We start from the raw sequence: 26,636 nt of genomic DNA, 5'->3' as shown, positions 1-26,636 counted from the left end.
TCGAAGGTGCGCTGCTGGTAGCCGGCCGCGGCGTCCACGTTGGAGTAGGTCTTCAGCGTGGTGCCGTTCACCGACACGGTCAGCTTGTCGTACGCAGTGCTGCCCGACTCAGCGGTGTCGATGTGCAGCCAGAAGCTCAGCGTCGCCTTGCAGCCCGACGGGATGCTCACCGTCTGCGACAGCGAGTCGGTGTGCGAGGAGCCGTAGCCGTCCAGCCACGCCTTCCACGAACCGCTGCGGGCCGGCTGCGAGGTGCTGCTGTTCACCACGCCGCTGGACGCCGTCCACGGGGTGGCGGCGCCGGTCTCGAAGCCCTCGTTGCCCAGCAGCTGCGCCGGGGTGCAGCTGCCGCCACCGGCGGAGACGGTCCAGGTGAAGGCGGTGGAGGCCGACTTGCCCGCGGCGTCGGTCACCGTGACGGTCACGTTGGAGCTGCCCGCGGTGGAGGCGGTGCCGGCGATGACACCGGTGGAGGAGTTGATCGACAGCCCGGTGGGCAGGCCGGTCGCGGCGTAGGACAGCGGGGCGGTGCCGCCGGAGGCGTTGATCTGGAGGTTCACCGCGCCGCCGACGGCGGTGGACTGGTTGCCCGGGTTGGTGACCGAGACGGCGCCGCTGCCGGCCGGCTTGGTGAGCAGGCAGCCGGACACGTTGAGGTCGATGACCCGGCTGGAGTTCAGGCAGGTGGTGAACCAGTACGTCTCCTCGCCGTAGCTCTGGCCCTTGTAGGCCTTGGTGGTGCCGTCGGCGGCCACCTCGCACGGGTTGTTGAGGGTGCACATGGCGCCGTCGTCGTTGCCGGTGTTGTTGATGCCGATGATCCGCCCGCTGGCGGAGTCGACGATCGGCGAGCCGGAGGTGCCGTGCGTGGTGTTGCAGCCGGAGCTGTAGCGCAGCGAGTCGTGCCAGGTCCACGCGTCCTCACGCAGGGTCGGCACGAAGCCGTTGACGGAGCAGTTCCAGACCTGCTTCCAGTACGACGAGGGTATGTACATCGACGCACCGTCGGCCGGGTGCGAGTCGTTGATGGTCAGCGCGGTGACGCCGTACTTGGAGCTGATCGACCCGTAGGTGTCGGTGAGTTGGTAGAGCGCGACGTCGGTGCCGGTCATGGTCGCGTAGAGCACCTTGTCGGCCTGGACGGAGCCCAGGCTGCTGCCCGCGCCGTCGAGCAGGGTGCCGCTGCGGCTGGCGCTCGCGTTCTGGATGACCTGGCCGGCCGGGGGCATGGTCGGCAGGCAGTGCCCGTTGGTGAGCATCATCGCCCGGTCGCCGGCCACCGAGGTGGGGTAACGGACCAGCGAGGCCGAGCAGTTGCTCAGGGCGATGGTGGCGGTCAGGTCGGCCGCCTGGACGGCGTGCGCGGGGGCGGCGCCGAAGGCCAGGCCACCCGCGACGACGGCACTCGTACCGGCCACCGCGACAAGTCTCTTGAACATGGCTCTCCTTGTGGGGGATCGCGGGGTGTACGACTGGTCGCCGACGCCCACGCCGCACGAAAGTGCCATGGCCACTTCAAGAGGTCAACCATTGCGACCGAACTCGCCACTGCCGGGCACGGGTCGTGCCACCCGAGGGCAACGACCCGTCCCGGTATGCCCGTTACGGGCCACGGCTACGGCTACGGCTACGGCTGCGGGAAGGCGTTCGGGTCCACGTCGACGGTCTTGGCGTTGCCGTCGACCACCGGCTGGATGGTGATCTCCCAGGAGGTCACGGTCCGGCCGGTCTCGAACGAGAAGGTGTCCTCGAACTTGGTGAAGTGGCAGTCCCGGGTGAAGCCCTTGGCGTCGGAGTCCCAGTCCGCGCCGTCGGAGACGTAGACCTCGTACGTGCCGTCCTCCACGCCCTTGACGTCGGCGTGCTGCCCCTTGCCGACGAAGACCGAGTGCACCGCCTTGCCGTTCAGCGCGAGCGACACCACGGCGTCCGTCTTGCCGCCGTTCTCGACCTTGAACGCGCCCTCGCCGCGCAGCTTCCCCTTGCGGACCATGGTGCCGTTGTCCAGCGAGCGGGACTGCTGCTGGGGCAGCGGCGGCACGGCGAAGGTGGTCGGATATCCGGCCGTGGTCATCTTGGTGAGGGCCGCCGACACCGCCGCCAGCCCCTGGGAGGTGCCCAGTTCGGCCTCGGCCGAGCTCAGGGCACAGACGTCGTGGAACTTGATGTCGCTGCGGACCTTGCCCGCATCGGTGGCGAGAGAGGTCATCGCCTCCACCAGCTCGCTCTGCTCCGTCGAGACCGCCGGCGGCTTGTCCGCCTTGCTCAGGGTCTTGGCGGCGCCCTGCGCGCTGGTGACGACGCCGCCGAGCACGGTGTCGAGGTCGCTCAGGCTCTTGGCGCCGGCCACCTGGGCGAGCGCGGTGGTGACCGGGTCGACGCTCGCGCTGAGCACCGGGCCGTACGGCGCCGGGGTCGGGGTCGGCTTCGCGGAGACCCCCGGACCCGCCGACCCCGCCGCGGACGAACCACCGGTCGAACCGCCTCCCCCGCCACCGGAACAGGCCGCCAGCACCAGCGCCGTGCCGACGGCCAGGCCGGCCTTCCCCACGAACCGCTCGGACCCCACGAACCTCATGACCCACCCTCGGTAGCCTGACCGCGCGCACACCGCGCACTCGCGCGGCGACACATGGTCCCGGGCACGAACGACCCCGTCAACCCGATACCCGGCGGCCACCTCCGAGGGGCCGCCCCGGGCCGTCTCCGGAGGTCAACTACGATCGGGCTCGTGCTCAGTCTCACCGGACTTCCCCTCCAGATCATCACCTCGGTCCTCGCCATCGCCGTCTTCGCCGCCACCATGTGGCTCTGGCCGCGGTTCGGCGGGAAGGGCTGGAAGTCCTGGCTGGGCCGGATCGGCGCCTTCCTGGCCACCCAGGTGTCGGTGCTCGCCGCGATGGGCCTGATCGCCAACAGCTACTTCGGCTTCTACAGCTCCTGGACCGACCTGCTCGGCACCAGCGGCGGGCTCGGCACCGTGGTCGACCACGCGCCGAACGCCTCCGGGGTGTCCGTCACCGGTGAGCAGAGGTTCTACTCCTCCCAGGGCTCGGACCCGGAGCGCTCCGGCCTGATCCAGAAGGTCGACGTCAAAGGAGCCGGCAGCGGGCTGACCACCGAGGCGTACGTCTACCTGCCGCCGCAGTACTTCCAGCCGGACTTCGCCAAGCAGCGCTTCCCGATGGCCCTGGTGCTCACCGGCTACCCGGGCACCCCGGAGAAGCTGATCTCGCTGATGCAGTACCCGGCGTCCACGCTCGCCGCGATCGAGCAGAAGAAGCTGCCGCCGACCGTCCTGGTGATGACCCGCCCCACCCTGGTCGGCGACCGGGACACCGAGTGCGTGGACGTGCCGAACGGCCCCCAGGTGGAGACCTTCTTCACCACCGACCTGCCCAAGGCCCTCGCCACCACCTACCGGATCGGCACCGACCCGGCCAACCGGGCGGTGATCGGCAACTCCACCGGCGGCTACTGCGCGCTCAAGTTCGCGCTGCGCAAGCCCGACTCCTACCGCGCGGCGGTCGCGCTCTCCGGCTACTACAGCGCGGCCCACGACCCGACCACCGGCGACCTGTTCGGCGGCAGCGCCCAGCTGAAGCAGGAGAACGACCTGCTGTGGCGGCTGAAGAACCAGCCGCCGGCCCCGGTCTCGCTGCTGCTGACCACCGCCAACGACGAGAACAACTACGACGAGACCAAGGACATGGTCGCCGCCTTCAAGGCCCCCACCAAGATGTCCACCATCACCCTGGACACCGCCGGCCACAACTTCCACACCTGGACCCGGGAGATCCCCCCGGCGCTGGAGTGGCTGGGCAAGCACATAGCCATGCCGCCATCGGCCTGACACCCGACAGATCACACCCGCCTCACAGCCCCGTCTCACGGTTCTCTCAGCCACGCCACCCACCGTGTGGCGCATGACCACGAGCAGTTACTCCCCTCCGGCCGGCGAACCGTGGCCCGAGGCCGCGAACCACCCGCCGCCGGAGGTGCCGGGACCGGACCCGGTCCGGCCGGACCCGGCACCGCTCTTCCCCGAGCAGCCCCTGCCGCCCGTCAGCCGCAAGGGCCCGGCCTCCTGGTCCGGCCGGCTGCGCACCCTCCCCGCCCGCGCCTGGCGCGGGCGCGCGGACGACCCGGCCTGGGTGCGCCCGGCCCTGCTGGCGCTGCTGGCCGCGACCGCCGTCCTCTACCTGTGGGGCCTGAGCGCCTCCGGTTGGGCCAACTCCTTCTACTCGGCCGCCGTGCAGGCCGGCTCCCAGAGCTGGAAGGCCTTCTTCTTCGGCTCCTCGGACGCCGCGAACTTCATCACCGTCGACAAGCCCCCGGCCGCACTGTGGCCGATGGCACTCTCGGCGCGGATCTTCGGCCTCTCCTCCTGGTCGGTGCTGGCCCCGCAGGCACTGATGGGCGCGGCCACCGTCGGCGTGCTGTACGCGACGGTGCGCCGCCGCTTCTCCCCGCTCGGCGGCCTGCTGGCGGGCGCCGCGCTGGCGCTCACCCCCGTCGCGGCGCTGATGTTCCGCTTCAACAACCCGGACGCGCTGCTGGTGCTGCTGCTGACGCTGGCCGCGTACGGGCTGGTGCGGGCGGTCGAGGCGGCGGGCACCCGGTGGCTGCTGTTCACCGGGGTGATGTTCGGCCTCGCCTTCCTCACCAAGACCCTGGCGGCCTTCCTGATCCTGCCCGCCTTCGCGGTGATCTACCTGGTCGTGGCACCCACCGGGTTCTGGCGGCGGGTACGGCAGACCCTGCTCGCGGGCGTGGCGCTGCTGGCCTCGGGCGGCTGGTGGGTGGCGATCGTCGAGCTGATGCCGGCCTCGGCCCGCCCGTACATCGGCGGCTCGCAGGACAACAGCTTCCTCTCGCTCACCTTCGGCTACAACGGCCTCGGCCGGGTGGACGGCAACGAGCGCGGCAGCGTGGGCGGCGGCGGCCGGATGCCGGCCGGGCTCGACCTGCCGGGCGGCGGCGCGGTGCCCGGCGGCGGCCGTGGCTGGGGCCAGACCGGTCTGACCCGGATGTTCGGCACCGACGTCGGCGGGCAGATCGCCTGGCTGCTGCCGGCCGCGCTGATCCTGCTGGTGGCCGGCCTCTGGGCGACCCGCCGCTACGCCCGCACCGACACCGCCCGTGCGGCCTTCCTGGTCTGGGGCGGCTGGCTGCTCTCCACCGCGCTGATCTTCAGCTTCATGTCCGGGATCTTCCACCAGTACTACACGGTGGCGCTGGCCCCGGCCGTCGCGGCGCTGGTCGGTATGGGTGTGGACGGGCTGTGGCGGGCCCGGCACCGGCTGCCCTGGGCACTGGTGCTGGCCGGGACGCTCGCGGTGACGGCCGTCTGGGCGTTCGTGCTGCTCGGCCGCAGCTCGGGCTTCCTGCCGTGGCTGCGCTGGGCGGTGCTGGTCGGCGGGCTGGTGGCGGCGGCCGCGCTGGTCGCCGGGCAGTTCGCCGGCCGGGCCTCCGGGCGGACCGGCGCGCGGATCGCCTCGGTGGCGGGCCTGGTGGGCCTGGCGGCGGCGCTCGGCGGCCCGGCGGCGTACGCGGTGGACACCGTGAACTCCCCGCACACCGGCTCGATCGTGACCGCCGGGCCGGGCGTGCAGGGCGCGTTCGGGCCGGGCGGCATGGGGCGCAAGGGCGGCAACGGCGCCAAGGGCTTCCCGGGCGGCGGCAACGGGCGCTGGTTCGGCCAGGGCGGCCAGGGTGGCCAGGGTGGCCAGGGCAGTCAGGGCGGTCAGGGCGGTCAGGGCGGTCAGCAGGGCTTCCCGGGCGGCCAGGCACCGCGCGGGCAGAACGGCGGGGGCTTCTCCGGCGGGTTCGCCTTCCCGGGCGGCGGCACCGGCACCGGCACCGACCACACCAACGGCCGCCACGAGCGCGGCGACGGCAACAACGCCGGCACCGGTACCGGCACCAACGGCATGCCCGGTACGCAGGCCCCCGAGGGCATGCCCCCCGGCGGCATGGGCGGCCTGCTCGACGGCCCCAAGGTGAGCGACGAGGCCGCCGCCATGCTCAAGGAGAACGCCGACCACTACACCTGGGCGGCCGCCGCGATCGGTTCGCAGAGTGCCGCCGGCTACCAACTCGCCACCGGCGAACCGGTGATGGCTCTCGGCGGGTTCAACGGCACCGACCCCTCGCTGACCCTGGCCGGCTTCCGGAAGTACGTCCAGGAGGGCAAGGTGCACTGGTTCATCGGCGGTGGCTCCCACCGGGGCTTCGGCGGCGCCGGCGGCGACGAGGGCGGGCAGCAGAACGAGTCCGCCCAGATCGAGTCCTGGGTGACCACCCACTTCACCGCGAAGACGGTCGGCTCGACCACCTTCTACGACCTGACGGCCCCCACCTCCTGACGGTGGGTCCGCGACCCCGAAGGGGGCGTGCCGCGTTCGCGCGGCGCGCCCCCTTCGCGGTGCCCGGCCCGCTCAGTCGGACGGGCAGTGCGTCCCGGCCGCCGGCAGCCGGCCGTCCACCAGGTAGGCGGTCACCGCGTCCCGGACGCAGCCGCTCTTGTCGTACCCGGTGTGCCCGTCGCCGTCCCGGGTGAGCAGCACCCCGTGTTCCAGCCCGGCGGCAAGCCGCTGCGCCCAGACGTACGGGGTGACCGGGTCCTTGGTGGAGCCGATCACCAGGACCGGAGCGCTGCCCGGTGCCCGGACCGGTTGCGGCGGCTCGGGCGAACGGAACGGCCAGGCGCGGCAGTCCGGGTCGAGCAGGGTGCCCACCGGGTCGTGTCCGCTGGTCAGCGGGGCGCGGGCGGCGAGTTCGGCGAGGGCCGGGCGCAGTTCCGCCTCGGTGGGCGGCGGCGGTCCGTCCGCGCAGGAGATGGCGGCGTAGGCGTCGGCCGGTGTCCGGTAGTGGCCGTCCTCGCCGCGGCCGTCGGCGCCGTCGGCGAGGGCGAGCAGGCCCTCGGCCTCGCTCCGGGTGACGGCCGGTTCGAGGGCCTCGCGCAGTCGGGGCCAGGAGCGGTGGCCGTCGGCGAGCACGTCCAGGGCGGCGTCCCAGCCGAGCGCGGCGGTGAGCGTGCGGCCGTCGGCAGCGCGCAGCGGGCGCTCGCGCAGTCCGTCGAGGAAGCCGGCGAGGCGCTGCGGGGCGGCGGCCGGGTCTGCGCCGAGCGGGCAGGCCGGCCCGTCCTCGGTGGCGCAGGCGGCGGCGAAGGCCCGGAGCCCGGCCTCGGCTGCGACGGCCTGCTCGATGCCGAGCCGCGTCGCGGGGACGCTGTGGTCGACGGCTCCGTCGAGGACGAGCCGACCGGTGCGTTCGGGGAACTCCTCGGCGTAGCGGGCGCCGAGGTGGGTGCCGTAGGAGAAGCCGAGGAAGTCCAGCCTGCGTTCGCCGAGGGCGCCGCGCAGCACGTCGAGGTCGCGGGCGGTGTCGCGGGTGCCGAGGTGCGGGAGCAGGTCGGCGTGCCGGGCGCGGCAGGCCTCGGCGAGGGTCCGGCCGTGGTCGTAGGCCGGGTCGTCGGTGGCGTCCCACTGGTCGCGGGTGCGGTCGTCCAGGCAGTGGACGGGGGTGGTGTCCCCGGCGCCGCGCGGGTCGAAGCCGACCAGGTCGTACCGGTCGTGCAGCGGCCCCTGGTAGCCCTTCCAGCCCCAACGGACCATGTCGACGCCGGAGTTGCCGGGGCCTCCGGGGTTGAGCAGCAGGGCGCCGATCCGCTGCTTCCGGTCGGCGGCGGGCACCATGGCGAGGGCGACGTCGACGGTGCGGCCGCCCGGGTCGGCGTAGTCCAGCGGGACCTTGAGGGTGGCGCACCGCACGACGGCCGCGTCCGGGTCGGCGTCGTCCTCGTCGGAGCAGCGCCGCCAGTCGATCCGCTGGTCGTAGAACGCGCGCAGGGCGGGGGCCGCGGTGGCGGCGACCCGCTCGTCCAGCGGCCGCCGGTCGGCCGGGCGGGCGGCGCCCGTGCAGCCGCTCGGCAGGGCGAGGGCGAGGGCGGCGGCGAGGGCGGGCAGGGCGCGCCCGGGCGACCGGGGGAGCCGGGAAGTCATCGGGGACACCGCCCACGAATACCATCCGGCCCGCGCCCGGGGCACATCGCACCCGCCCTCTGCCGCTGTGGATTAACGTTTCGTCAGCCGCCGCACTGCTGGAGCATGGTCTTCTTGTCGGCCTCGGTGACGGGCAGCTGGTACTTCAGCGAGACCTGGGCGAAGCGCACCGCGTAGGAGCAGCGGATCTCGGTGTTGGCGGGCAGCCAGGTGGCCGGGCCGGAATCGCCCTTGGAGGCGTTCTGCGAGCCGTCGGCGGGGATCAGGTTGAGCGGGTCGTTGGCGATCTGGACGCGCTTGGCCTTGTCCCACTTGCTGGCGCCCATCTGCCAGTCGTAGGAGAGCGGCATCACGTGGTCGATCTGGATCTTGGTGGCCTGCTGCTTGGTCCACTGGACGGTCTTGCCGGTGTACGGGTCGTAGATGGTCATCGCGGTGACCGTGCAGTCCGAGCCGTCCTTGTGCTCGACTGCCGTGCCGTCCCGGGCGAGCAGGTCGTTGCGGGTGTCGCACTTGTTGCCGCCGAACGGGACGCCCTCGACGCTGTCCGTCCAGGCCGGGCCGAACTCGTTGCGGTCGTAGCCGTCCTTGGTGCCGACGGCGGCGGTGGTGACCTTGGCGATGACGTCCCGGCCGGCCTTCTGCTCCTCGGGGGTGGTCAGCGGCGCCAGGCCGGGCTTGGTGCCGTCCGGGTTCTGGAGCGGGCTGGTGCCCGTGCCTGCGGCGGGGGCGGCGGTGCCGCCGTCGGCCTTGGGGCCGGTCGACTTGTGGTCGCGGCCGCCGATCAGCCAGCCGACCAGCGCGAGCGCGCATATCAGGAACACGGTGGCGGCGGACAGCGTGGTGCGGCGGGCGGGCACGGAGAACTCCCGAGGTCAGGGGCGGGTTGACGGCGAACCAGCAGATCAGCCACCCCAAGAGCAGGTCAAGCCGACGCCACGCGATGTCCAGGAGCATGTCGAAGCTCACACCCGTTCATGTCCTGCGCCCCGCCCCCGTTCCCGTCGTGCGGTCAGCCGCCGATGGCGGACATCGGGCGGTCGGGACGGACGAACTCCGCGCTGCCGATGGCGTGCCCGGGCCCCTTGCCCGCCAACGCCACCCGCCAGGCCGCCTCGATCGCCGCATCGTCGGCGCCCCCGCGCAGCAGCGCCCGCAGGTCCGACTCCTCGGTGGCGAACAGACAGGTGCGCAGCTGCCCGTCCGCCGTCAGCCGCACCCGGTCGCAGCCGCCGCAGAACGGCCGGGTGACGGAGGCGATCACGCCCACGACGGCATCCGTGCCGGCGATCCGCCACTCCTCCGCCGGGGCGTTGCCGTGCCGGCCGGCGGGGACGAGGTCGAACCGCTCCTCCAGCCGCGCCAGGATCTCGCAGGCGCTCACCATCGCGGAACGGTCCCACGCCCCTTGCGCGTCCAGCGGCATGGACTCGATGAACCGCATCCGGTAGCCGTGCGCCACGGCGAAGCCGGCCAGCTCCGCGATCTCGTCGTCGTTCACCCCGCGCACCGGCACCGCGTTCACCTTCACCGGCCCCAGCCCGGCCGTCTTCGCCGCCGCCAGCCCGGCGAACACGTCACCGATGCGGTCCCGCCTGGTGATCGCCGCGAAGCGCTCCGGGCGCAAGGTGTCGAGGCTGACGTTCACCCGCCCCAGCCCCGCCTCCCGCAGCCCGGCCGCCGTACGCGCCAAGCCGATCCCGTTCGTCGTCAGGGACACCTCGGCCCCCAGCGCCGCGATCCGCCCGACCAGCCCCACCAGCCCGCGCCGCAGCAGCGGCTCCCCGCCCGTCAGCCGCACCGACCGCACGCCCAGCCGCTCCACCGCGATCCGCACCAGCCGGACCACCTCGTCGTCGCCCAGCACCTCGGCACGCCCGAGCCACTCCAGCCCCTGCGCCGGCATGCAGTACGCGCAGCGCAGATTGCAGCGATCGGTCAACGAGACCCGCAGATCGGTGTGGACCCGGCCGAAGCGGTCCACCAGGGGGCGCGGTGCGGTGTTCATCGCCCCAGTACAGGCGGCCCGGGCCCGGCCCGGCCAGCGGCCGAACCGCCGGGGCGCGGCCGCCGCGTGCGGCTCGCGCTTGTGGCTTCCCACAATGCGCGCCCCGGCCCCGGCCGGGCAGGCTGGCCCCATGCAGAGTGTGCCGACACCCGCCGGACCGGCCCCGGTCGCCGCCCTGGTCCTCGCCGCCGGGGGCGGCCGACGCCTCGGCGGGCGGCCCAAGGCGCTGCTCCGGTACAGGGGCCGGCCGCTGGTGGAGCACGCGGTGGCGGTGGTCCGGGCCGGCGGCTGCACGGACGTCACGGTGGTGCTGGGCGCGGAGGCCGAGCGGGTGCGGGCCACCGCGCACCTGCCGGGCTGCCGGCTGGTCGGCAATCCGGACTGGGCGGGGGGCATGGGCTCCTCGCTGCGGGCCGGCCTGGCCGCGCTGCCGCCGCAGGCCTCGGCCGCGCTGGTGATGCTGGTGGACACCCCGGGCGTCACCCCGGCCGCGGTGGCCCGGCTGCTGGCCGCCCACCGGGCGGGCGCCGAACTGGCCGCGGCGGCCTACGGCGGGACGCGCGGGCACCCGGTGCTGATCGGCGCCCGGCACTTCGCCGAGGCGGCGGCGGGCGCCCGCGGCGACGCCGGGGCCCGCGCCCTGCTGGCGGCGCACGCGGCGGAGCTCGTCCTGGTCGAGTGCGCCGACGTCGCCGCCCCGGACGACCTCGACACCCCCGCCGACCTGGCCCGCTGGTCCGCCGGGTGAACGTCCCGGTCGGGCCTGCCGAGCATCCCCCTCGGGAAGGATTCCACCCCTACCCGGGTGGGCAGGATTCCCTGATCCGTCCCTGAGGATTGCCCCATTCCGCGTCCGGCGCCGGACATTTCGGGGGAGCATGGGATACGTCCCACCACCCGACACCGACGGACGGAGCCCGCGATGGCCGGACTGCCCGACGACTTCACCGGACACGACCCCACGCGGCCGGGGCCGGGCGGTGGCGCCCGGGCGATCCGCTGCCCCGCCTGCCGCCGCGAGCACCTCTACGAACCGCCCTCCCTCCCCTGTCCGTGCGGCGCCTCGCTCAAGGTGCCGCTGCTGCGCGGCGGCGTCCCGGTGCAGGTGCGCTTCCGGTCCTGGGAGGACTCCTGGCTGAGCATGCGCTGCCCGCACTGCGGCCGCTCCGACCAGTGGCCGCAGCCCGAGTTCACCTGCAACTGCGGCGCCACCGTCCGGCTGCCGGTGGACCGCACCACCCGGCTGGGCACCGGCACCGCCGCCCCGCTCGCCGCCCCCGGCCCGCAGGCCGCCCGCCCGTACCCGGGCCACCCGGTGAACGCGCCCGCCCCGGCCCCGCCCGCACCGCCCTCGGCCGGCCGCTCCCGTCCGTTCCGCCACCGCGCACCGTTCCGGCCGCACCCGGTGCGCACCTCGCAGGACGCGGTGTTCACCGCCGCCCGCTACCTGGAGTGGCTCGGCTTCGACGACCTGGAGCTGACCGAGGCCCAGGAGCGCGACGGGGTCACCCTGCTGGGCAGCCGGATGGTCGCCCAGGTGGACACCTGGACCGAGCCCGCCGACGTGAAGTCGGTCGAGTGCCTCTGGCTCCAGACCCTGCACGCCGAGGAGATGGCCGCCGCCATGTTCACCCTCGCGGGTTATTCGCACCAGGCCACCGTGCGCGGCGAACAGCTGCTGGTCGCCCTGTTCAGCCTGGACCTGGCGGGTGTGCCCCAGCCCGCGAACGGCGCCGCCGAGGCCCTGATGGAGACCGGCTGGACCTCCTGAGCCACCGGGTGGCCCGCCGGCCCGCCCCTCCCTCCCGCCCCTGGATCGGTTCTCCCGCGCCCCTCTAGATCATTTTGCCCGCAAAAGCAACAACCTTCGCTCGTGATCTGGTGCACAAGCTCACCCCCGTGTTGAATTGCCGCCACAGCGCGGGCCTTTCGCCCTGCCGTCGCCATGCGTGCGGGTCGTGACGGCAGGGCCCCAGGGGCGGGTCCGCGCCCTTGCCGGATGGCGCACACAAGGAGGTGGCGTTGTCGGAGCACGGATGGGACCCGAGCGGCCCGGACGGGCGGGGGCGGGCGGCAGCGGAGGAGCCGGGTGACACCGTGTGGCGGCTGAGGTCCCGGGGGTGCTGGCAGGAGGCCGCCGAACTACTGCGGCCGACCGCCGAGCACGACCCGGACGCGGCCCTGGGGCGGGCCGAACTCCTCATCGAGCAGTGCCTGTTCACCGCCGCGCACTGGACCCAGGCGGAACAGGCGCTGCGCCTGGCGGAGGCGATGGCCTCCGGCACCGAGCAGCGCGCCGCCGCCGCCTGCGCCCGCGGCTTCCTCGCGTACGTGGCGAGCGTGCTCGGCCCGCGGGACCGGCTGGACGAGGCGCAGGCCGCGCTCGGCCGCACCTCGGCCCTGCTGCCGCCGGACGCCCCGGGCCGCCCGCTGCTGGACTTCCGGCGCGGACTCGTCGCCGAGAACCTGCTGCGCGACCGCAGCGCCGCCTGGATCGCCTACCGCCGGGCGCACGAGGGCGCCGGCGAGCGCGGCGACGAGCTGCTGCGCTCGTACACCTGGCGGCACCTGGCCGCACTGGCGCTCTCGCGCGGGGAGCGCGGGAACGCCCGGGAGGGCTTCGACGCCTCACTGCGGTTGCGCGAGCAACTCGGCTTCACCGTGGGGGTGGCGCCGGCGCTCGCGGCGCTCGCCGAGGTGTCCGAGCCGCCCGAGGCCGCGCGGCTGCGCGCCGAGGCCGCCCGGCTGGTGGCAGCCCTGGGCGGGGTTCCGGTCTGGCTCGCGCGCCAGCTGGGCGCCACCCGCACGCCGGGGCCTCCCCCGGACGGGCGCATCACGAGCGAGACCCGGGGCACGATCAGCTAAGGTGAGGCTAACCTGGCCGGGGGGAGCAGTACCCCGGCCGGGTCGCCTTGCCGTTCCCCGGGCACCGCCATGCCCCGGTCCGGCCGCGTCCGGCGCGCCACCGCCGCCGGGCACCGCCGGGCGGACCATGGGCGCCCCGGTCGACCCGATGGGGCCGCCCATGACCGCGAGCAGCACCCGGCCCGGCCCCCGGCCGCACGCCCCCCGCACCACCGGGGCGCGCACCCCCGTCCCCGCTCCCGCCCCCACGGCCCCGGGCGCTCCCTCGTACCACCGGCTGTCCGGGCTCTCCCCCGTCCTGACGGTGCGCTGCGCCCCACCACGGCGCGGCGACGGCTGGCTGCCCGCCGCCGACCTCGCCGCCCGCCCCGAAGCGGTGCGCGAGCTGATCGCCCACGACGCCCGACAGGGCCTCGCCCGCTACGGGCAGCCGCTGCGCCCGGACGTCGCGGCCGGCTTCGGGCTGCACCGCTTCGTCTGGCCGGTCTCGCTGCTGTTCACGCTGCCGTGGTTCCTGGAGCGGCGCGTCCCGCTGCTCACCCTCGGGGACGTCGCGCTGCGCCGACACCCCGGCGCCGTCGAACTGACGGTCCGCCCGACGGAGTTCGCCTGCCTGCCGGACGACCCGGCGGCCGGCGCGGGGCAGGCCCGGACGGTGCCGGACGAACAGGCGCTGGCCGCGGCCCTGCGGTCCGCACTGGGCGGGTTCCTGGCCCCGGTGCTCACCGCCCTCGGCCCGGAGGCGCGGCGCGGGCGCCGGGTGCTGTGGGCGATGGCCACCGACGCGACGGTGGAGGGGCTCTGGTACGCGGGAGGGCTGCTCGGGGAGCAGGAGCGGGCGCGCACCGAACTGTCCGCGCTGCTGGCACCCGGCGAGCCCCCCGACCCCGCGCACACGCCCGGCGCGGGCAACCATCCCGCTCCGGCCCCTGCTCCCTTCACCCCGGGCGCCGGTTTCGCACCCCCGGCTCCCGGGTGCGACGGCGCGCCGGGCCCGGACCGGTTCCGGGCCAGCTGCTGCCTCGTCTACACGGCGGACCCGAAGGACATGTGCAACGGCTGTCCGCGCGTCACCCGGCGGTGACGAATTCCGGGAGCCATCCGCAACCATCCGCTCCGCAGCCGGGGATCCGCCTCCTCCACCGCGGGCACGGATCCCTGGGAGCGCTCCGGGGAACGGCGCCGCCGCAGGGAGTCCCCGGACGGCGGCGCCCGGGCGGCACGGCGGACCGCAGACCGGACGGTGACTCAGGCCGCTGCCACCGCCGTCCCGCTGAGCTCGAACCACATCCGCTTGCCGGAGCCGCGCGGCTCCACGCCCCAGGAGTCCGCGAGCGCCTCGACCAGCATCAGCCCGCGCCCGGAGGAGGCCTGCTCCCCCGGCGTCCGGCGGGTCGGCCAGAGGTCCGACTCGTCCTCCACCTCGACCCGCAGCCGGGCCCTGCCGCCGTCCGCCTCCGGCTCCCGGTAGAGCCGGGCGGTGAACATGGCGTCCCGGTCGGTGTGCCGGATGGCGTTGGTGACCAGCTCGGAGGAGAGCAGCTCGGCGGTGTCGATGAACTCGGCCACGCCCCAGCGGCGCAGCGCGTCGCGCAGCTCGGCCCGGACCTCGGCGACCCGCGCCAGGTCGGCCTGGCCGATCCGGCGACGCAGCTGCTGGGCGGCCAGACCGCCGGCCGGGCCGTCCCAGCGCAGGAGCAGCAGCGCTATGTCGTCCTCGCGCTCGCTGGAGTCGGCGGCCTGGGAGGCGATCCGGTCGGCCAGCTCCTCCAGCGGGTCGCGGGCGGCCTCCGCGGCGTCCGGCAGCGGGCGGGCGAGCACCCGGGTGAGCCGGGAGACGCCCTCGTCCAGGTCCATGCCGCGCGCCTCGACCAGGCCGTCGGTACAGAGCAGCACGGTCTCGCCCGGGTCCAGGCTGAACCTGGTGACCCGGTACTCCTGGTCCGGGTCGATGCCCAGCGGCAGCCCGCCGGCCACCGGCGCCACGGCGGCGGTGCCGTCCGCGCGGCGCACCACCGGGTCGAGGTGGCCGGCCCGGACGGCGTAGACCACGCCGTAGTCCACGTTGACCTCGGCGTAGGTGCAGGTCGCGAAGTGGTCGGTGTCCAGGTCGGCGAGGAAGCGGGAGGCGCGGGCCATCACGGCGGCGGGCGGGTGGCCCTCGGCCGCGTAGGCGCGCAGCGCGATCCGCAGCTGGCCCATGATCCCGGCCGCGTGCACGTCGTGGCCCTGGACGTCGCCGATCACCAGACCGACGTGCCCGCCGGGCAGCGGCACCACGTCGTACCAGTCGCCGCCGATCTGGAGGCCGGAGCCGGCCGCGAGGTAGCGCACGGCGGTGGTCACGCCCGGGACGGACGGGACGGTGCGCGGCAGCATCACCCGCTGGAGGCCGGCCGCGAGCTCGTGCTCGGCGTCGTGCAGCCGGGCCCGGGCCAGCGACTGGGCGACCAGCCCGCCCAGGGTGGTCAGCAGGGTGCGCTCGTCCGCGTCCAGCTCGCGCTCGTCGTCGAAGCTGACCACGCAGACGCCGATCGCCCGGCCGCTGGCCACCAGCGGCAGGTACGCCCAGGAGCCCCGGCCGGTGCGGCTGGTCAGCTCCCACGCCTCGGGGTAGCCGTCGCGGAACTCCTCGCGGGTCGAGACGAAGACCGGCACGCGGTGGCGCAGCGCCTCGGCGGCCGGGTGGCCGGGCGGCAGCACGGTGCGGTCCCAGCCCGCCAGCGACTCGGCGCGGTAGCCGGAGGCGCCGAGGAGCTGCGCCCGTCCGGCCTCGAAGGAGGCCAGCACCAGGCCGTCCGGCGGCAGTCCGGGCAGCGGAAGCTCGGTGAACACCCGGGCCACGTCACGCACGGTGACGGCTTCGGAGAGGGCACGCGCCGCCTCCTTGATGAACCGGGAGCGCTCCTCGCGCAGCAGGGCCATCCGGTCGGCGCGGTCCCGTTTGTGCAGTTCGACGGTGGCGTCCCAGACGAAGCCGACCATCCGGGAGGCCCGGCCGAAGGCGTCGGCGAGCACCCGGCCGCGGAAGCGCACCGCGCGCATGCCGCCGTTCGCCCCGATCGTGCGGTAGTAGGCGCCGCACTGGCCCAGTTCGGCCACCGCGCGCTCGACCCGGCGGCGCACCACGGGCGCGTCCTCGGGGTGCAGCAGGGCCAGGAAGGAGGCTGCGGTGCGGTCGAAGCGGCCCTGTTCCAGGACCTCCGGTCCGATGATCGCGCAGGCCCGCTGGTCACCCTCCAGGACGTCGCGGCGGATGTCCCAGTCGAAGGAGCCGATGCCGTTGGCCGCCATCGCGGGCTCCAGCCAGTCCGGCATGGTGTCGGCGGAGGAGGGCGGCAGTCCGCCCGACAGCACGGGCGCCAGCCGGGCGGCGGCGAGGCTGGGGGACGGGCGCACCGCGGAGCCGCGGCGCGAGGGCTGGGCCGGCGGCCGGGCCCGGCCGGTCCCGGCCGTGGCGGGGCCGGCGACGGGCTGCCCGGGGGTGCGCGACTCCAGGGCGCCCGGCTGCTCGGCGACGCGCGGCTCGACGGCTCTCGGCCTGGCGGTGCGCGCTTCCACGGTCCGCGGCTCCACGGTCCGCGGCTCCACGGTCCGCGGCTCCACGGTCCGCGGCTCGACGCCGGGCGCCGCGCCGGGAGGTAGCGCCGGCCCCGGCGACTCGGGCTCAGTGGGCATGCTGCTCCTGCCGCTGCCGTGGCGGACCGCGCCGACCGTCCGGACGGGCCGCGTGGCGGTGTGATCGGTCGTGCTGGATAGGACGGTGCGACGGACGGTGGCCAGTCGAGGTTAGGCTCCCCGCTGCTCCCCGCACGTGGACACACATTCCCACCATCCTGGCCAATGTTCGGCCGAGCGGCAATGGCAACGGGCCGGAAATCTTCCGTCCCGCCTTCTGTTCAGGGCTTCCTTCGACGGCGAATCAATCGATGGCGAACCATCGTGCGGCAGGGCCGGGCCCGGTGGGGATCGGGCCCGGCAGGGATCGGAACGACGCGGCGCCGGTACCGGCCCCGGGCCCGGGCCCCAGGCTCAGGGCAGGGCGAGTTCGAACCAGGTGACCTTGCCGTCGCCGCGCAGCTGCACGCCCCAGGAGTCCGCGAGCGCCTCCACCAGCAGCAGGCCGCGCCCCGAGGTCGCGTACTCGGCCTCCGGATCGCGCCGGCGGCCGGGCAGTCTGCCGGCGCCGTCCTGCACCTCGATGCGCAGCCGGTGGTCCGAGCCGAGCACCGCGTCGAACACCGCACCGTTGCCCGTGTGCAGCAGTGCGTTGGTGACCAGCTCGGAGGAGAGCAGCTCGGCGGTGTCGGACAGCTCCGGCACCCCCCAGTGGCTCAGCGCCGAACGCAGCCGCCGCCGGACCGCACCCACCCCGACCAGGTCCGCCGGGTCGAGCGCGACGTGCAACCGTCGGTGCACCGCACAACCCGGAGCCGGTGTGCCCGGCAGGGTCGTCCCGGTGCTGCCGGCCGGTGCCTGGACCGGCCCGGACCGGTAGGCGTCGCCGGAACTCGTCCGCTGCCGCGGGAATCGCGACTGACCGTCCATCAACACATGCCCCCGCCCTGGAATCCGGGCCCCCCGCCCCCGGATCCCCCGCCGGCCGGGTGGCCCCCTCGTTCTGACCACTCATCCTCATGCCCAGTTGACGGCGTTTGCAACAGTGTGCGTCCGATCACGTGGGGTGAAAGGGGCACGGGGTGGTCCGCGTGATCCAACTGCCCGCGCCGGACAGGTTTGCGAAGCGCAGAGGCCGTTTTCGAAGACTCCGCACCCCGATCCCGCGCACACCCGGCGCCCGTACGGACCGCGCACCCGACCACACGCCCCCTGCCCCGCTCCCGCCGCGCGCCGGGGCCCGGACGCCGGCTCACGGGCCACCTCACCCCGCCCGGCAAGCCGAACCCGCCACCCTTCCCACCGCCCGCCGGGCCCCTCTCCCTCTCCCGGCCCCCGCACCCGCCCTCACCCCCCTCCCCCGCCCAGCAAGCCGAACGCCCGCGGAGCGGCAACGCTGGACAGGGCGGCCCGGTGCGGGTTCAATGACCCGAGATGTTTGAACGACGTTCTAACATCGCCCCGGCAGCCCCTGCCGAGCCCCGAGGCCTCAAGGCCCCGAGCCGACCCCCTCCCCGGCGACCGCGAGCGAGGAACCGTGCGACTGACCCCCACCGAGCGGGACCGGCTGCTGATCTTCACAGCAGCCGAGCTGGCCCGCGCCCGCCGCGCCCGGGGCGTGCGCCTCAACATCCCCGAGGCCACCGCCCTGATCGCGGACACCGTCTGCGAGGCCGCCCGCGACGGCCTGCGCCTGGCCGAGGCCATCGAGGCCGGCCGCTCCGTGCTGACCGCCGACGACGTGCTGCCCGGCGTGCCGGACGTGGTCACCGTCGTCCAGGTCGAGGCCGTCTTCGAGGACGGCACCCGCCTCGCCGTCGTCAACGACCCGTTCAAGGGCGCCGGCTCGCTCGGCGACGAGGCCCCCGGCGGCGCGCTGATCGGCGACGGCGCAGGCTACGACCCGATCGAGGAGACGCTGCTGCTCCCGGTCCACAACACCTCCGGGGTGCCGATCTCGGTCACCTCGCACTTCCACTTCTTCGAGGCCAATCCGCGCCTGGCCTTCGACCGTGCCGCCGCCTACGGCACCCATCTGGCCGTCCCGGCCGGCTCCTCGGTGCGCTTCGACCCGGGCACCACCGTCGAGGTCGGCCTGGTGCCGATCGGCGGCGAGCGGGTCGCGATCGGCTTCGCGGGGCTCGTGGACGGCCCGCTGGACGCGCCCGGCGCGAAGGAGGCCGCCCTGGCGAAGGCCCGCGCAACCGGCTACCTGACCGGCTTCGACGACGCGGAGGTGCCCTCATGAGCGAGCGGTGGGGTCATCCCCGGCCGAAGGCCGGCGGAGAGCAGTCGAACAGAGCGGCCGCACCGGCGTGGTCCGCCGAGCGAAGCGAGGCCGGAGCATGACGGCGATCACCCCCCACGACTACATCTCCGTACACGGCCCGCGCGCCGGGGACCGCGTCCGGCTCGGCGACAGCGGACTGATCGTCCGCGTGGAGTCCGACTCCCAACGGCCCGGCGACGAGTTCCTGGCCGGCTTCGGCAAGACCGCCCGCGACGGCCTGCACCTCAAGCCCGCCGCGGTCCGGGACACCTGCGACGTGGTGATCAGCAACGTGCTGGTGATCGACGCGGTCCAGGGCGTCCGCAAGACCTCGATCGGGCTGATCGGCGGCCGGATCGCCTCGATCGGGCGGGCCGGCAACCCGGACACCCTGGACGGCGTGGACGTGGTCGTCGGCACCGGCACCACGATCGTCTCCGGCGAGGGCCTGATCGCCACCGCCGGCGCCATCGACACCCACGTCCACCTGATGTCCCCGCGGATCATGGAGGCCTCGCTGGCCTCCGGCGTCACCACGATCATCGGCCAGGAGTTCGGCCCGGTCTGGGGCGTCGGCGTCAACTCGCCCTGGGCGCTGCGCCACGCCTTCAACTCCTTCGACGCCTGGCCCGTCAACATCGGCTTCCTGGGGCGCGGCTCGTCCTCCGACGAGGCCCCGCTGATCGAGGCGCTGGCCGAGGGCGGCGCGTCCGGCTTCAAGGTGCACGAGGACATGGGCGCGCACACCCGCGCGCTGGACACCGCGCTGCGGGTCGCCGAGGAGTACGACGTCCAGGTCGCCCTGCACACCGACGGCCTGAACGAGTGCCTCTCCGTCGAGGACACCCTGCGCGTCCTCGAAGGCCGCACCATCCACGCCTTCCACATCGAGGGCTGCGGCGGCGGGCACGTCCCCAACGTGCTGAAGATGGCGGGCGTGCCGAACGTCATCGGCTCCTCCACCAACCCGACCCTGCCGTTCGGCCGGGACGCGCTCGGCGAGCACTTCGACATGATCGTCTCCGCGCACGACCTCAAGGTCGACCTGCCCGGCGACGCCGCGATGGCCCGCGACCGCATCCGGGCCGGCACCATGGGCGCCGAGGACGTGCTGCACGACCTCGGAGTCATCGGCATCACCTCCTCCGACGCCCAGGGCATGGGCCGGGCCGGCGAGACGGTGCGCCGCACCTTCGCCATGGCCGGGAAGATGAAGGCCGAGCTCGGCCCGCTCGACGGCACCGGCTCGTACGGGACGACGGACGGCGGCGACGACAACGAGCGCGTGCTGCGCTACATCGCCAAGCTCACCATCAACCCGGCCATCGCGCACGGCCTCTCCCACGAGGTCGGCTCGATCGAGGTCGGCAAGCTCGCCGACATCGTGCTGTGGCGCCCGGACCACTTCGGCGCCAAGCCGCAGCTGGTCCTCAAGGCCGGCTTCCCCGCCTACGGCGTGGTCGGCGACCCCAACGCCTCCACCGACCGCTGCGAACCGCTCGTCCTGGGGCCGCAGTTCGGCGCCCACGGCGCGACCGCCGCCGACATCTCGGTGGCCTTCGTCGCCCAGGCGGCCGCCGACGGCGCCTACCTCGACCGGGCCGCCGACGGGCTGCCCACCCGCCGCCGCCGGGTCGGCGTACGGGGCACCCGCGGCATCGGGCCGCGCGACATGGTGCGCAACGCCCGCGTCGGCCACGTCGAGGTCACCGAGACCGGGCTGGTCTCACTGGACGGCGCGCCGCTGCGCTCCGAACCCGCGGACAGCGTCTCGCTCAGCCGCCTCTACTTCCTCTGATTCACCTAGGGACTCGATGATGACCACTGCCACGCCCGCCTCGCTCGGCTACCGGATGCCCGCCGAGTGGCACCCGCACGACCGCACCTGGATGGCCTTCCCCACCGCCAACCCCACCTTCGACGGCCCCGAGCAGCTGCACGCCGCCCGCCAGGCCTGGGCCGCCGTCGCCGACACCATCGTCCGGTACGAACCGGTGACGCTGATCGTCAACACCGGTGAGACGGCGGAGGCGCGCAAGTACGTCTCCGAGCGGGTCGAGATCGTCGAACGCCCGCTGAACGACGCGTGGATGCGCGACATCGGCCCGTCCTTCCTGATCGACGGCAAGGGCTCGCTGGCCGCCGCCGACTGGATCTTCAACGGCTGGGGCGCGCAGTCCTGGGCCCGCTGGGACAAGGACCAGCACATCGCCGAGCACATCAGCGAACTGACGGAGGTGCAGCGCTTCGCCTCCCGGCTGATCAACGAGGGCGGCGGCATCCACGTCGACGGCGAGGGCACGGTGCTGGTCACCGAGACCGTCCAGCTCGGCGAGGGCCGCAACGCGGACTGGAGCAAGGAGGAGGTCGAGGCCGAGCTGCACGCCTTCCTCGGCACCACCAAGGCGATCTGGCTGCCGCGCGGACTCACCCGCGACTACGACGAGTTCGGCACCCGCGGGCACATCGACATCGTCGCCTCCTTCGTGCGCCCGGGCGTCGTGGTCGCCCACGTCCAGCCCGACCCCTCACACCCGGACCACGAGGTCTGCCGGGAGCTGGCCGCCGTGCTGCGCGCCTCGACCGACGCCCAGGGCCGACCGCTGGAGGTCATCGAACTGCCCGCCCCCACCGTCCTGCTGGACGAGGACGGCGAGCCGGTCGACTACTCCTACATCAACCACTACGTGGCCAACGGCGCGGTCGTCCTGTGCGCCTTCGACGACCCGCGCGACCAGGAGGCCGCCGCCATCCTCGCCGAGGCCTACCCGGGCCGCACCGTCGAGCTCGTGGACGCCCGCGAGATCTTCGCCAACGGCGGCGGCATCCACTGCATCACCCAGCAGCAGCCGAAGGCACTCTGACCTGCTGCTACGGCTGCCGAAGCGGGAGTGGGCGGTTCCCCCACCCCGCTTCGGTAGCCTTCTGAGCTCCGTTCCACCGAGGAGATCCGCACATGGCCGACCCCCGCCCGCGCCGGCCGGCGCGCCCCCGCGAGGAGGTCTTCGCCACCGCCCGGGCCGCGATCGCCGAACACGGGCTCGCCAAACTCACCATGGCCGGGCTCGGCAAGCAGCTCCAGATGAGCGCCGGGCACCTGCTCTACTACTTCGGCAGCAAGGACCAGCTGCTGCTGGAAACCCTCCGCTGGAGCGAGGAGCAGCTCGGCGCCCGCCGCCGCGAGACCCTCGCCGACCGCGTCCTCGACCCCTGGCAGCGCCTCGACGCCTACTTGCGCCTCTACCTGCCGGAGGGGGCGGGCGACCCGCGCTGGATCCTCTGGGTCGAGGTGTGGGGCCGCTCCCCCGCGAGCGCCGAGATCCGCCGGGGCCAGCAGGAGATCGAGGCCCCCTGGCAGGCCGACCTGGTCGCCCTCATCGAGGAGGGCGCCGCCGCCGGCCACTTCACCCCCGGCCCCGCCGCCGACCGCGCGGTGCAGATCCGCGCCCTGCTCGACGGCCTCTCCGTCCCCATCGCCATCGGCCTCCCGGACGCCCACCGCCCCGCCGCCCTCGCCCAGGCCATCGCCGTCACCGGCATCCTCCTGCGCACCTGAACCCGCCCGCGGCCACTGCGGCGGGGCCCGCCACGGGCCCGCCGGCCGGTTCTGCGCGCGGTGGAGGAGGGGCGGCCATGACACGGCAGCGCGCAGGAAGTCGGCCCAGCCGACTTCCTGCGCTGAAGTGGAATCGTAGGCCGGTCCGGCGTCACTCGGTCCAGACGGCGGCGGCCGTGCGGTCGTCCGCGTAGCCCTTGGCGCGGACCTGGACCTGGCGGAGGAAGTCGACGGTGCCCGGAGGGTGGGGGTGTGCCCAGTGGGTGGAGAGGAAGTGGGCGACGGCCGGCTCGTCGGCGACGGGGCGGGCGAGGCCGGGCGTGCAGAGGAGGAGGATGTCGCCCGGCGTCGCGGGGACGAGCCGGAAGCGGAACGGGCGCGGGCCGGGGACCGGGGCCTCGGGGACGGGCGGCTGGCCGTCCGGATGGTGCAGCAGTCGGGCCGCGTAGGCGTCGATCCAGTGGCCGGAGCGCAGCAGGTAGAGCCCGCCCGGGCCGACGCCGAAGGCCACGCGGTAGCCGGCCTCCGGGTCCAGCGACACCAACAGGCAGTGCAGTGAGGCCGGGGACGGGGTGTCATCCCCCTCCGCCCGGGGCGCCAGGGCGCGCAGCGGGGCGGCCGCGGCGGTGGCCAGGCGCTGGAGGCCGTAGCGGAGCCGGTCGCGGGCGCCGTCGCGCAGGTCGGCGGCCAGGCCGGCCCGGCTGCGCCCGATCGCGGCCGCGAGTTGGTGGCACGCCTTCCCGGTGGCAGCCGCGACCGCCTGGGGGGTGACCGCCTCGTCCTCGGCGCCGCCCGCCCGGTCGAAGCCGCCGAGGACGGCGAGCAGCAGCCCGTCGGGGCCCTCGCCGAACCGGGTGACCAGCAGGGCATCGCGGCGCGGCTCGCCCCGGTAGCGCGCGCAGTCGCCCCGGACGGAGGCGGCGCGCAGCACGGACGGTCCGTACTGGGCGCCGTCCAGCACGGTGTCCGGTACGAGCGCGCGCAGTGCGCCGGGGTCCGCCTCGGGTACGGCCGTCGGCTCGGGTCCGTAGGTCGGGGGGCGTTCGCCGACGTGCGGGACGGCGGTGCCGCCGTCGGCGCGCGGTGCGCGGATGGCCAGACGGGGGTCCGGGACGGCCGCGGCCTGGGCCACGGGCTCCGGGTCGGGTTCCGGGGTGTGGACGGGTTCGGGTTCGGGGGCGGGAGCGGAGGCCTCGGGTTCCCTCGTCTCCTGCGGCTCCGTCGCCTCCGTCGCCTCCTCGGCGACGGCGGGCTCCGGTTCGGAGGCGGGCGGCGGGGTGGGCTTCTCCAGCGAGACCGGGTCCGTGACCGGTACGACCTCCGGCTCAGGTGCGGGCTCAGGCTCAGGCACCGGCTCCGGTTCCTGCGCCGCCTTCGGTGCGTCGTCGGCGAAGGCGGGGGCCGGGAACTGGTGGGTCTCCGTGGAGGTCCGCTGACGCCCGATCCCCTCCGCTCCGCCGATCACGCCGACCGCGGTGTCGAACCAGTCGTCGATGCTGTCCCGGTTGCCCGAAGCGCCCTGCCCGTCCTGCGCCCCAGGAGCCTGCGCGGGCACCTCCGCCGCAGCCGCCCCCACCGGCTCCGGCACCGTCTCCGGCTCCAGCCCCGGCTCGGGCTCCGCCGACCGCTGCTGCCCGATGAGCCCGACCGCCGTGTCGAACCAGTCGTCCACGCTGCCGGCCCCCGGGTCGGCGTGCGGGGTGTCGGGGAGGGTGCCCGTCGGACCGTCGTAGACGGCGTCCCACCAGCCGTCGTCCGGCCGGTGCGGCTGTGCGGGTGCACCCTGCTTGCTCATCTGGCGGCTCCTGGTCGTTCCGTGGTCGCGCCGCCCCGGCGGGCCGGGCTGACGACATTGTTCTCCACCTGCGACGACCCTGTCCGGGTTTCGGCGACAACCGGTCACCCATCGGAAAGTCCCGGCCACCGCGCTCACCAGCCGGTTCGCCGGACCGGCACCGGGTACGTCATCCGCTCGTCCGCTTCCATTCCGTCCGTGCTTGCCGGATGTGTCCGGAGCAGGGCGTTTCCTGGTCATCCGGGCGTGCGGGCCGCCGAAAATGGGGGCCGATGAGGGGCATCGCATCACTCGTTCGGCTGATTAAATGTGCGCATGACCGCGTCGGCCCCCAGTTCGCCCCGACCGGGGACGGCCGCATCCGCGGGCCGCCCGGCGGGTGGACTGTTGGTCCTGCTGCTCGTCGCGCTGCTGACGCTGCTGCCCTGCGCGGGCCAGGCGAAGGCGGTGGACGACCCCGGCCATCCGGCGCCGCCCCCGGCCCCGGTCAGCGCCGTCACCGTCGTCAGCGTGGTCAGCGTCCAGGTCGCGATCGGCCAGGCCTCCTACACCGGCCACGCCGCGAAGGTCACCAAGTCCGCGAAGCCCTCGGACCACCACCGGACGGCCGAGGAGCAGGGGCACTGGATCCTCTGCACCGCCGGCGGCGAGCCGCCGCGCAACAACGGCTGCTCCAGCCACCCGTTCTGCCCGCAGGACGCCCAACTGCCGAACCCACCGCCGCAGCCGCAGCCCGCGGTGTCACCGCTGACCCCGGCCGCGCCCGAGGCGCTGCCCCGGGTGGTGCCCGCCGGTCTGCTGGAGGGCTCGCACCCGGTGCCCGACCTGCACGAACTCCAGGTCCACCGGTCCTGAGCGGAACCCACCGCCGGCGGCGCGGCCGCCGACGGATCCGCCGCTCCTCCCACTCCAGCTGACCGCCGTCACCGACCGGTGCGGCGGGGACAAGGACGACCACCATGGGTTCCGCTTCCAAGCAGTCCAACAAGCCCGGCGGCAAGCAGGACGGCCTCGACCGCCGCGCCCGGATCGCCGAGCTGCGCGCCGCCGAGCAGCGCCGCGACCGCCGCAACAAGATCATCGCCTCGGTGGCGGCCGGCGTACTGGTGATCGGTGCGATCGCCACCGGCACCTGGCTCGTCATGGACCAGAACCAGAAGAAGAAGGACAAGGAGACCGCCGCCAACGCGGACATCCCGGGCGTGAAGACCTTCGGCGAACTGAGCCGCACCCACGTCAAGGACAAGGTCACCTACCCGATGACCCCGCCGGTCGGCGGCGACCACAACGCGATCTGGTCGGACTGCATGGCCCACGTCTACGACCAGCCGCTCGAGAACGAGCACGCCGTCCACTCGCTGGAGCACGGCGCGGTCTGGGTGACGTACAACGGCAAGGCCACGCCGGACGACCTCAAGATCCTCTCCGACAAGGTCAAGAAGACCCCGTACTCGATGATGAGCCCGTACCCGGACGAGCCGGGCACCATCACCCTGAACGCCTGGAGCACCCAGCTGATCGTGGAGAGCGCCAGCGACCCGCGGGTGGAGGAGTTCTTCACCAAGTACGTCCAGGGCAAGCAGACCCAGGAGCCGGGTGCCTCCTGCACCATGGGGCAGATGTGACCGCCGACGCGGGCCGTCCCGACGAGGCCGTGACGGAGGACCCCGCGGACACCGCGACGGACGCCGTCGAGGAGGGCGCGGCCCCGCGCCGCCGCCGCATGTGGCTGCCGGCCGCGCTGGCCGCCACCGTGGCGCTGGCGCTCGGCGTGCCGGCCCTGGTCGCGAGCGGGACCTCGGCGTCCGGCGCGTCCACGCTGGCCGTCCCGGCCGACGACTCCCCCGAGGCCGGGTTCGCCCGCGACATGGCGACCCACCACCAGCAGGCGGTGGACCTGTCGTTCGTCGTCCGGGACCGCACCGCCGACGAGCCGACCCGCACCCTGGCCTTCGACATCATCAACACCCAGGCCAACCAGCGCGGGATGATGATGGGCTGGCTGGACCAGTGGGGGCTGTCCCAGCACTCGACCGCCACGCCGATGGCGTGGATGAAGATGGGCCACGAGTACCAGGCCCACGACGGTTCGCTGATGCCCGGCATGGCCACCAACACCCAGATCGCGAAGCTGCGCACGCTCAGCGGGCGGGACGCCGAGGTGTACTACCTCCAGCTGATGATCGAGCACCACAAGGGCGGCGTCGAAATGGCCCAGGGCTACGTCGACAAGGCCGGGAACGATGCCGAGAAGCGGCTCGCGCAGTCGATGGTGGTCGCCCAGACCTCCGAGCTCCAGCTGATGACCGACATGCTCGAGGAGCGCGGCGCCGCCCCCGGCGTGCCCGCCTCCTGAGCGGTCGTTCCGCACGCTCTGCGTCGTCCCGTGCGCCCTGCACGCTCCGCGCGTTCCCCGGACGGGCGGGGGGGGGGGGGGGGCGGGCCGGCCCCGCCCCCCCCCCCCCCCCCCCCCCCCCCCCCCCCCCCCCCCCCCCCCCCCCCCCCCCCCCCCCCCCCCG

General features: G+C 74.5%; 21 protein-coding genes. 13 read left to right on the top strand and 8 right to left on the bottom strand.

The window, feature by feature from the left end; all coding sequences use genetic code 11:
- Nucleotides 1–1,439: putative Ig domain-containing protein (locus ACIRRH_RS03475; protein WP_403061046.1), on the bottom strand; the 1,439-nt coding region annotated here is incomplete at its 3' end.
- 188 nt (nt 1,440–1,627) lie between these two features.
- Nucleotides 1,628–2,578: a hypothetical protein gene (locus ACIRRH_RS03470; protein ID WP_403061043.1), complete on the bottom strand. Its 951-nt coding sequence runs from the start codon at nt 2,576–2,578 to the stop codon at nt 1,628–1,630.
- Nucleotides 2,579–2,731: 153 nt separating this feature from the next.
- Between ACIRRH_RS03470 and ACIRRH_RS03465 the strand changes: the two genes are divergently transcribed.
- Together ACIRRH_RS03465 and ACIRRH_RS03460 are read left to right on the top strand one after the other, a co-directional pair.
- Nucleotides 2,732–3,853, top strand: coding sequence for an alpha/beta hydrolase (locus ACIRRH_RS03465; protein ID WP_403061040.1), 1,122 nt, complete (start codon nt 2,732–2,734; stop codon nt 3,851–3,853).
- Nucleotides 3,854–3,926: 73 nt separating this feature from the next.
- Nucleotides 3,927–6,368 carry a glycosyltransferase family 39 protein gene (locus tag ACIRRH_RS03460; protein ID WP_403061037.1) on the top strand — a complete coding sequence of 814 codons (2,442 nt, stop codon included), beginning with the start codon at nt 3,927–3,929 and terminating at the stop codon, nt 6,366–6,368.
- 72 nt (nt 6,369–6,440) lie between these two features.
- On the opposite strand, the gene ACIRRH_RS03455 is transcribed toward ACIRRH_RS03460, so the two are convergent.
- The 3 genes from ACIRRH_RS03455 to moaA all read right to left on the bottom strand — a co-directional run bounded on the left by ACIRRH_RS03455 (nt 6,441) and on the right by moaA (nt 10,014).
- The gene (locus ACIRRH_RS03455; RefSeq protein WP_403061034.1) at nt 6,441–8,006 is read right to left on the bottom strand and encodes an alpha/beta hydrolase; all 1,566 of its coding nucleotides are present in this window, start codon (nt 8,004–8,006) and stop codon (nt 6,441–6,443) included.
- Nucleotides 8,007–8,089: 83 nt separating this feature from the next.
- On the bottom strand, nt 8,090–8,866 hold the full coding sequence (locus ACIRRH_RS03450; protein WP_403061031.1) for an HNH endonuclease family protein: 777 nt from the start codon (nt 8,864–8,866) through the stop codon (nt 8,090–8,092).
- A gap of 152 nt (nt 8,867–9,018) precedes the next feature.
- Nucleotides 9,019–10,014 (bottom strand): GTP 3',8-cyclase MoaA, encoded by a 996-nt coding sequence (gene moaA, locus ACIRRH_RS03445; RefSeq protein WP_403061028.1) that lies wholly within the window; start codon nt 10,012–10,014, stop codon nt 9,019–9,021.
- Nucleotides 10,015–10,144: 130 nt separating this feature from the next.
- Here moaA and ACIRRH_RS03440 point away from each other — a divergent pair, with 130 nt between their 5' ends.
- The 4 genes from ACIRRH_RS03440 to ACIRRH_RS03425 all read left to right on the top strand — a co-directional run bounded on the left by ACIRRH_RS03440 (nt 10,145) and on the right by ACIRRH_RS03425 (nt 13,963).
- Nucleotides 10,145–10,762: an NTP transferase domain-containing protein gene (locus tag ACIRRH_RS03440; RefSeq protein ID WP_403061025.1), complete on the top strand. Its 618-nt coding sequence runs from the start codon at nt 10,145–10,147 to the stop codon at nt 10,760–10,762.
- Nucleotides 10,763–10,936: 174 nt separating this feature from the next.
- The gene (locus ACIRRH_RS03435; protein ID WP_403061022.1) at nt 10,937–11,785 is read left to right on the top strand and encodes a hypothetical protein; all 849 of its coding nucleotides are present in this window, start codon (nt 10,937–10,939) and stop codon (nt 11,783–11,785) included.
- A 251-nt stretch (nt 11,786–12,036) separates the two neighbouring features.
- Entirely contained in the window at nt 12,037–12,879 is an 843-nt protein-coding gene (locus tag ACIRRH_RS03430; protein WP_403061019.1) for a hypothetical protein, read from the top strand.
- A 160-nt stretch (nt 12,880–13,039) separates the two neighbouring features.
- Nucleotides 13,040–13,963 carry a (2Fe-2S)-binding protein gene (locus ACIRRH_RS03425; protein WP_403061016.1) on the top strand — a complete coding sequence of 308 codons (924 nt, stop codon included), beginning with the start codon at nt 13,040–13,042 and terminating at the stop codon, nt 13,961–13,963.
- Nucleotides 13,964–14,127: 164 nt separating this feature from the next.
- Here ACIRRH_RS03425 and ACIRRH_RS03420 read toward each other — a convergent pair whose 3' ends face one another.
- Nucleotides 14,128–16,557, bottom strand: coding sequence for a SpoIIE family protein phosphatase (locus tag ACIRRH_RS03420; protein ID WP_403061013.1), 2,430 nt, complete (start codon nt 16,555–16,557; stop codon nt 14,128–14,130).
- 354 nt (nt 16,558–16,911) lie between these two features.
- Nucleotides 16,912–17,298 carry an ATP-binding protein gene (locus tag ACIRRH_RS03415; protein ID WP_403061010.1) on the bottom strand — a complete coding sequence of 129 codons (387 nt, stop codon included), beginning with the start codon at nt 17,296–17,298 and terminating at the stop codon, nt 16,912–16,914.
- Between the two features lie 736 nt (nt 17,299–18,034).
- Between ACIRRH_RS03415 and ureA the strand changes: the two genes are divergently transcribed.
- The 4 genes from ureA to ACIRRH_RS03395 all read left to right on the top strand — a co-directional run bounded on the left by ureA (nt 18,035) and on the right by ACIRRH_RS03395 (nt 22,322).
- Nucleotides 18,035–18,745: an urease subunit gamma gene (ureA, locus tag ACIRRH_RS03410; RefSeq protein ID WP_363388046.1), complete on the top strand. Its 711-nt coding sequence runs from the start codon at nt 18,035–18,037 to the stop codon at nt 18,743–18,745.
- Between the two features lie 97 nt (nt 18,746–18,842).
- Nucleotides 18,843–20,564 carry an urease subunit alpha gene (locus ACIRRH_RS03405; protein ID WP_403061006.1) on the top strand — a complete coding sequence of 574 codons (1,722 nt, stop codon included), beginning with the start codon at nt 18,843–18,845 and terminating at the stop codon, nt 20,562–20,564.
- A 16-nt stretch (nt 20,565–20,580) separates the two neighbouring features.
- Nucleotides 20,581–21,630 carry an agmatine/peptidylarginine deiminase gene (locus ACIRRH_RS03400; RefSeq protein ID WP_403061003.1) on the top strand — a complete coding sequence of 350 codons (1,050 nt, stop codon included), beginning with the start codon at nt 20,581–20,583 and terminating at the stop codon, nt 21,628–21,630.
- Between the two features lie 92 nt (nt 21,631–21,722).
- Nucleotides 21,723–22,322: a TetR/AcrR family transcriptional regulator gene (locus ACIRRH_RS03395; RefSeq protein ID WP_403061000.1), complete on the top strand. Its 600-nt coding sequence runs from the start codon at nt 21,723–21,725 to the stop codon at nt 22,320–22,322.
- Between the two features lie 151 nt (nt 22,323–22,473).
- Here ACIRRH_RS03395 and ACIRRH_RS03390 read toward each other — a convergent pair whose 3' ends face one another.
- Nucleotides 22,474–24,117: a hypothetical protein gene (locus ACIRRH_RS03390; RefSeq protein ID WP_403060997.1), complete on the bottom strand. Its 1,644-nt coding sequence runs from the start codon at nt 24,115–24,117 to the stop codon at nt 22,474–22,476.
- Between the two features lie 387 nt (nt 24,118–24,504).
- On the opposite strand from ACIRRH_RS03390, the gene ACIRRH_RS03385 reads away from it, so the two are divergent.
- From ACIRRH_RS03385 to ACIRRH_RS03375, 3 genes are all read left to right on the top strand, one after another.
- The gene (locus ACIRRH_RS03385; protein WP_403060994.1) at nt 24,505–24,972 is read left to right on the top strand and encodes a hypothetical protein; all 468 of its coding nucleotides are present in this window, start codon (nt 24,505–24,507) and stop codon (nt 24,970–24,972) included.
- Nucleotides 24,973–25,076: 104 nt separating this feature from the next.
- Nucleotides 25,077–25,742: a DUF3105 domain-containing protein gene (locus ACIRRH_RS03380; protein WP_403060991.1), complete on the top strand. Its 666-nt coding sequence runs from the start codon at nt 25,077–25,079 to the stop codon at nt 25,740–25,742.
- Nucleotides 25,739–26,473: a DUF305 domain-containing protein gene (locus tag ACIRRH_RS03375; RefSeq protein WP_403060988.1), complete on the top strand. Its 735-nt coding sequence runs from the start codon at nt 25,739–25,741 to the stop codon at nt 26,471–26,473. Before ACIRRH_RS03380 ends, ACIRRH_RS03375 begins: the two co-directional genes overlap by 4 nt.
- The last annotated feature ends 163 nt before the right edge of the window (nt 26,474–26,636 follow it).

Origin of the sequence: Kitasatospora sp. NPDC101235 (assembly GCF_044767505.1) — a bacterium.
GTDB lineage: Bacteria > Actinomycetota > Actinomycetes > Streptomycetales > Streptomycetaceae > Kitasatospora.
The sequence above is the reverse complement of the archived record's forward strand: the minus strand, read 5'-3'. Positions and strand labels throughout refer to the sequence as shown.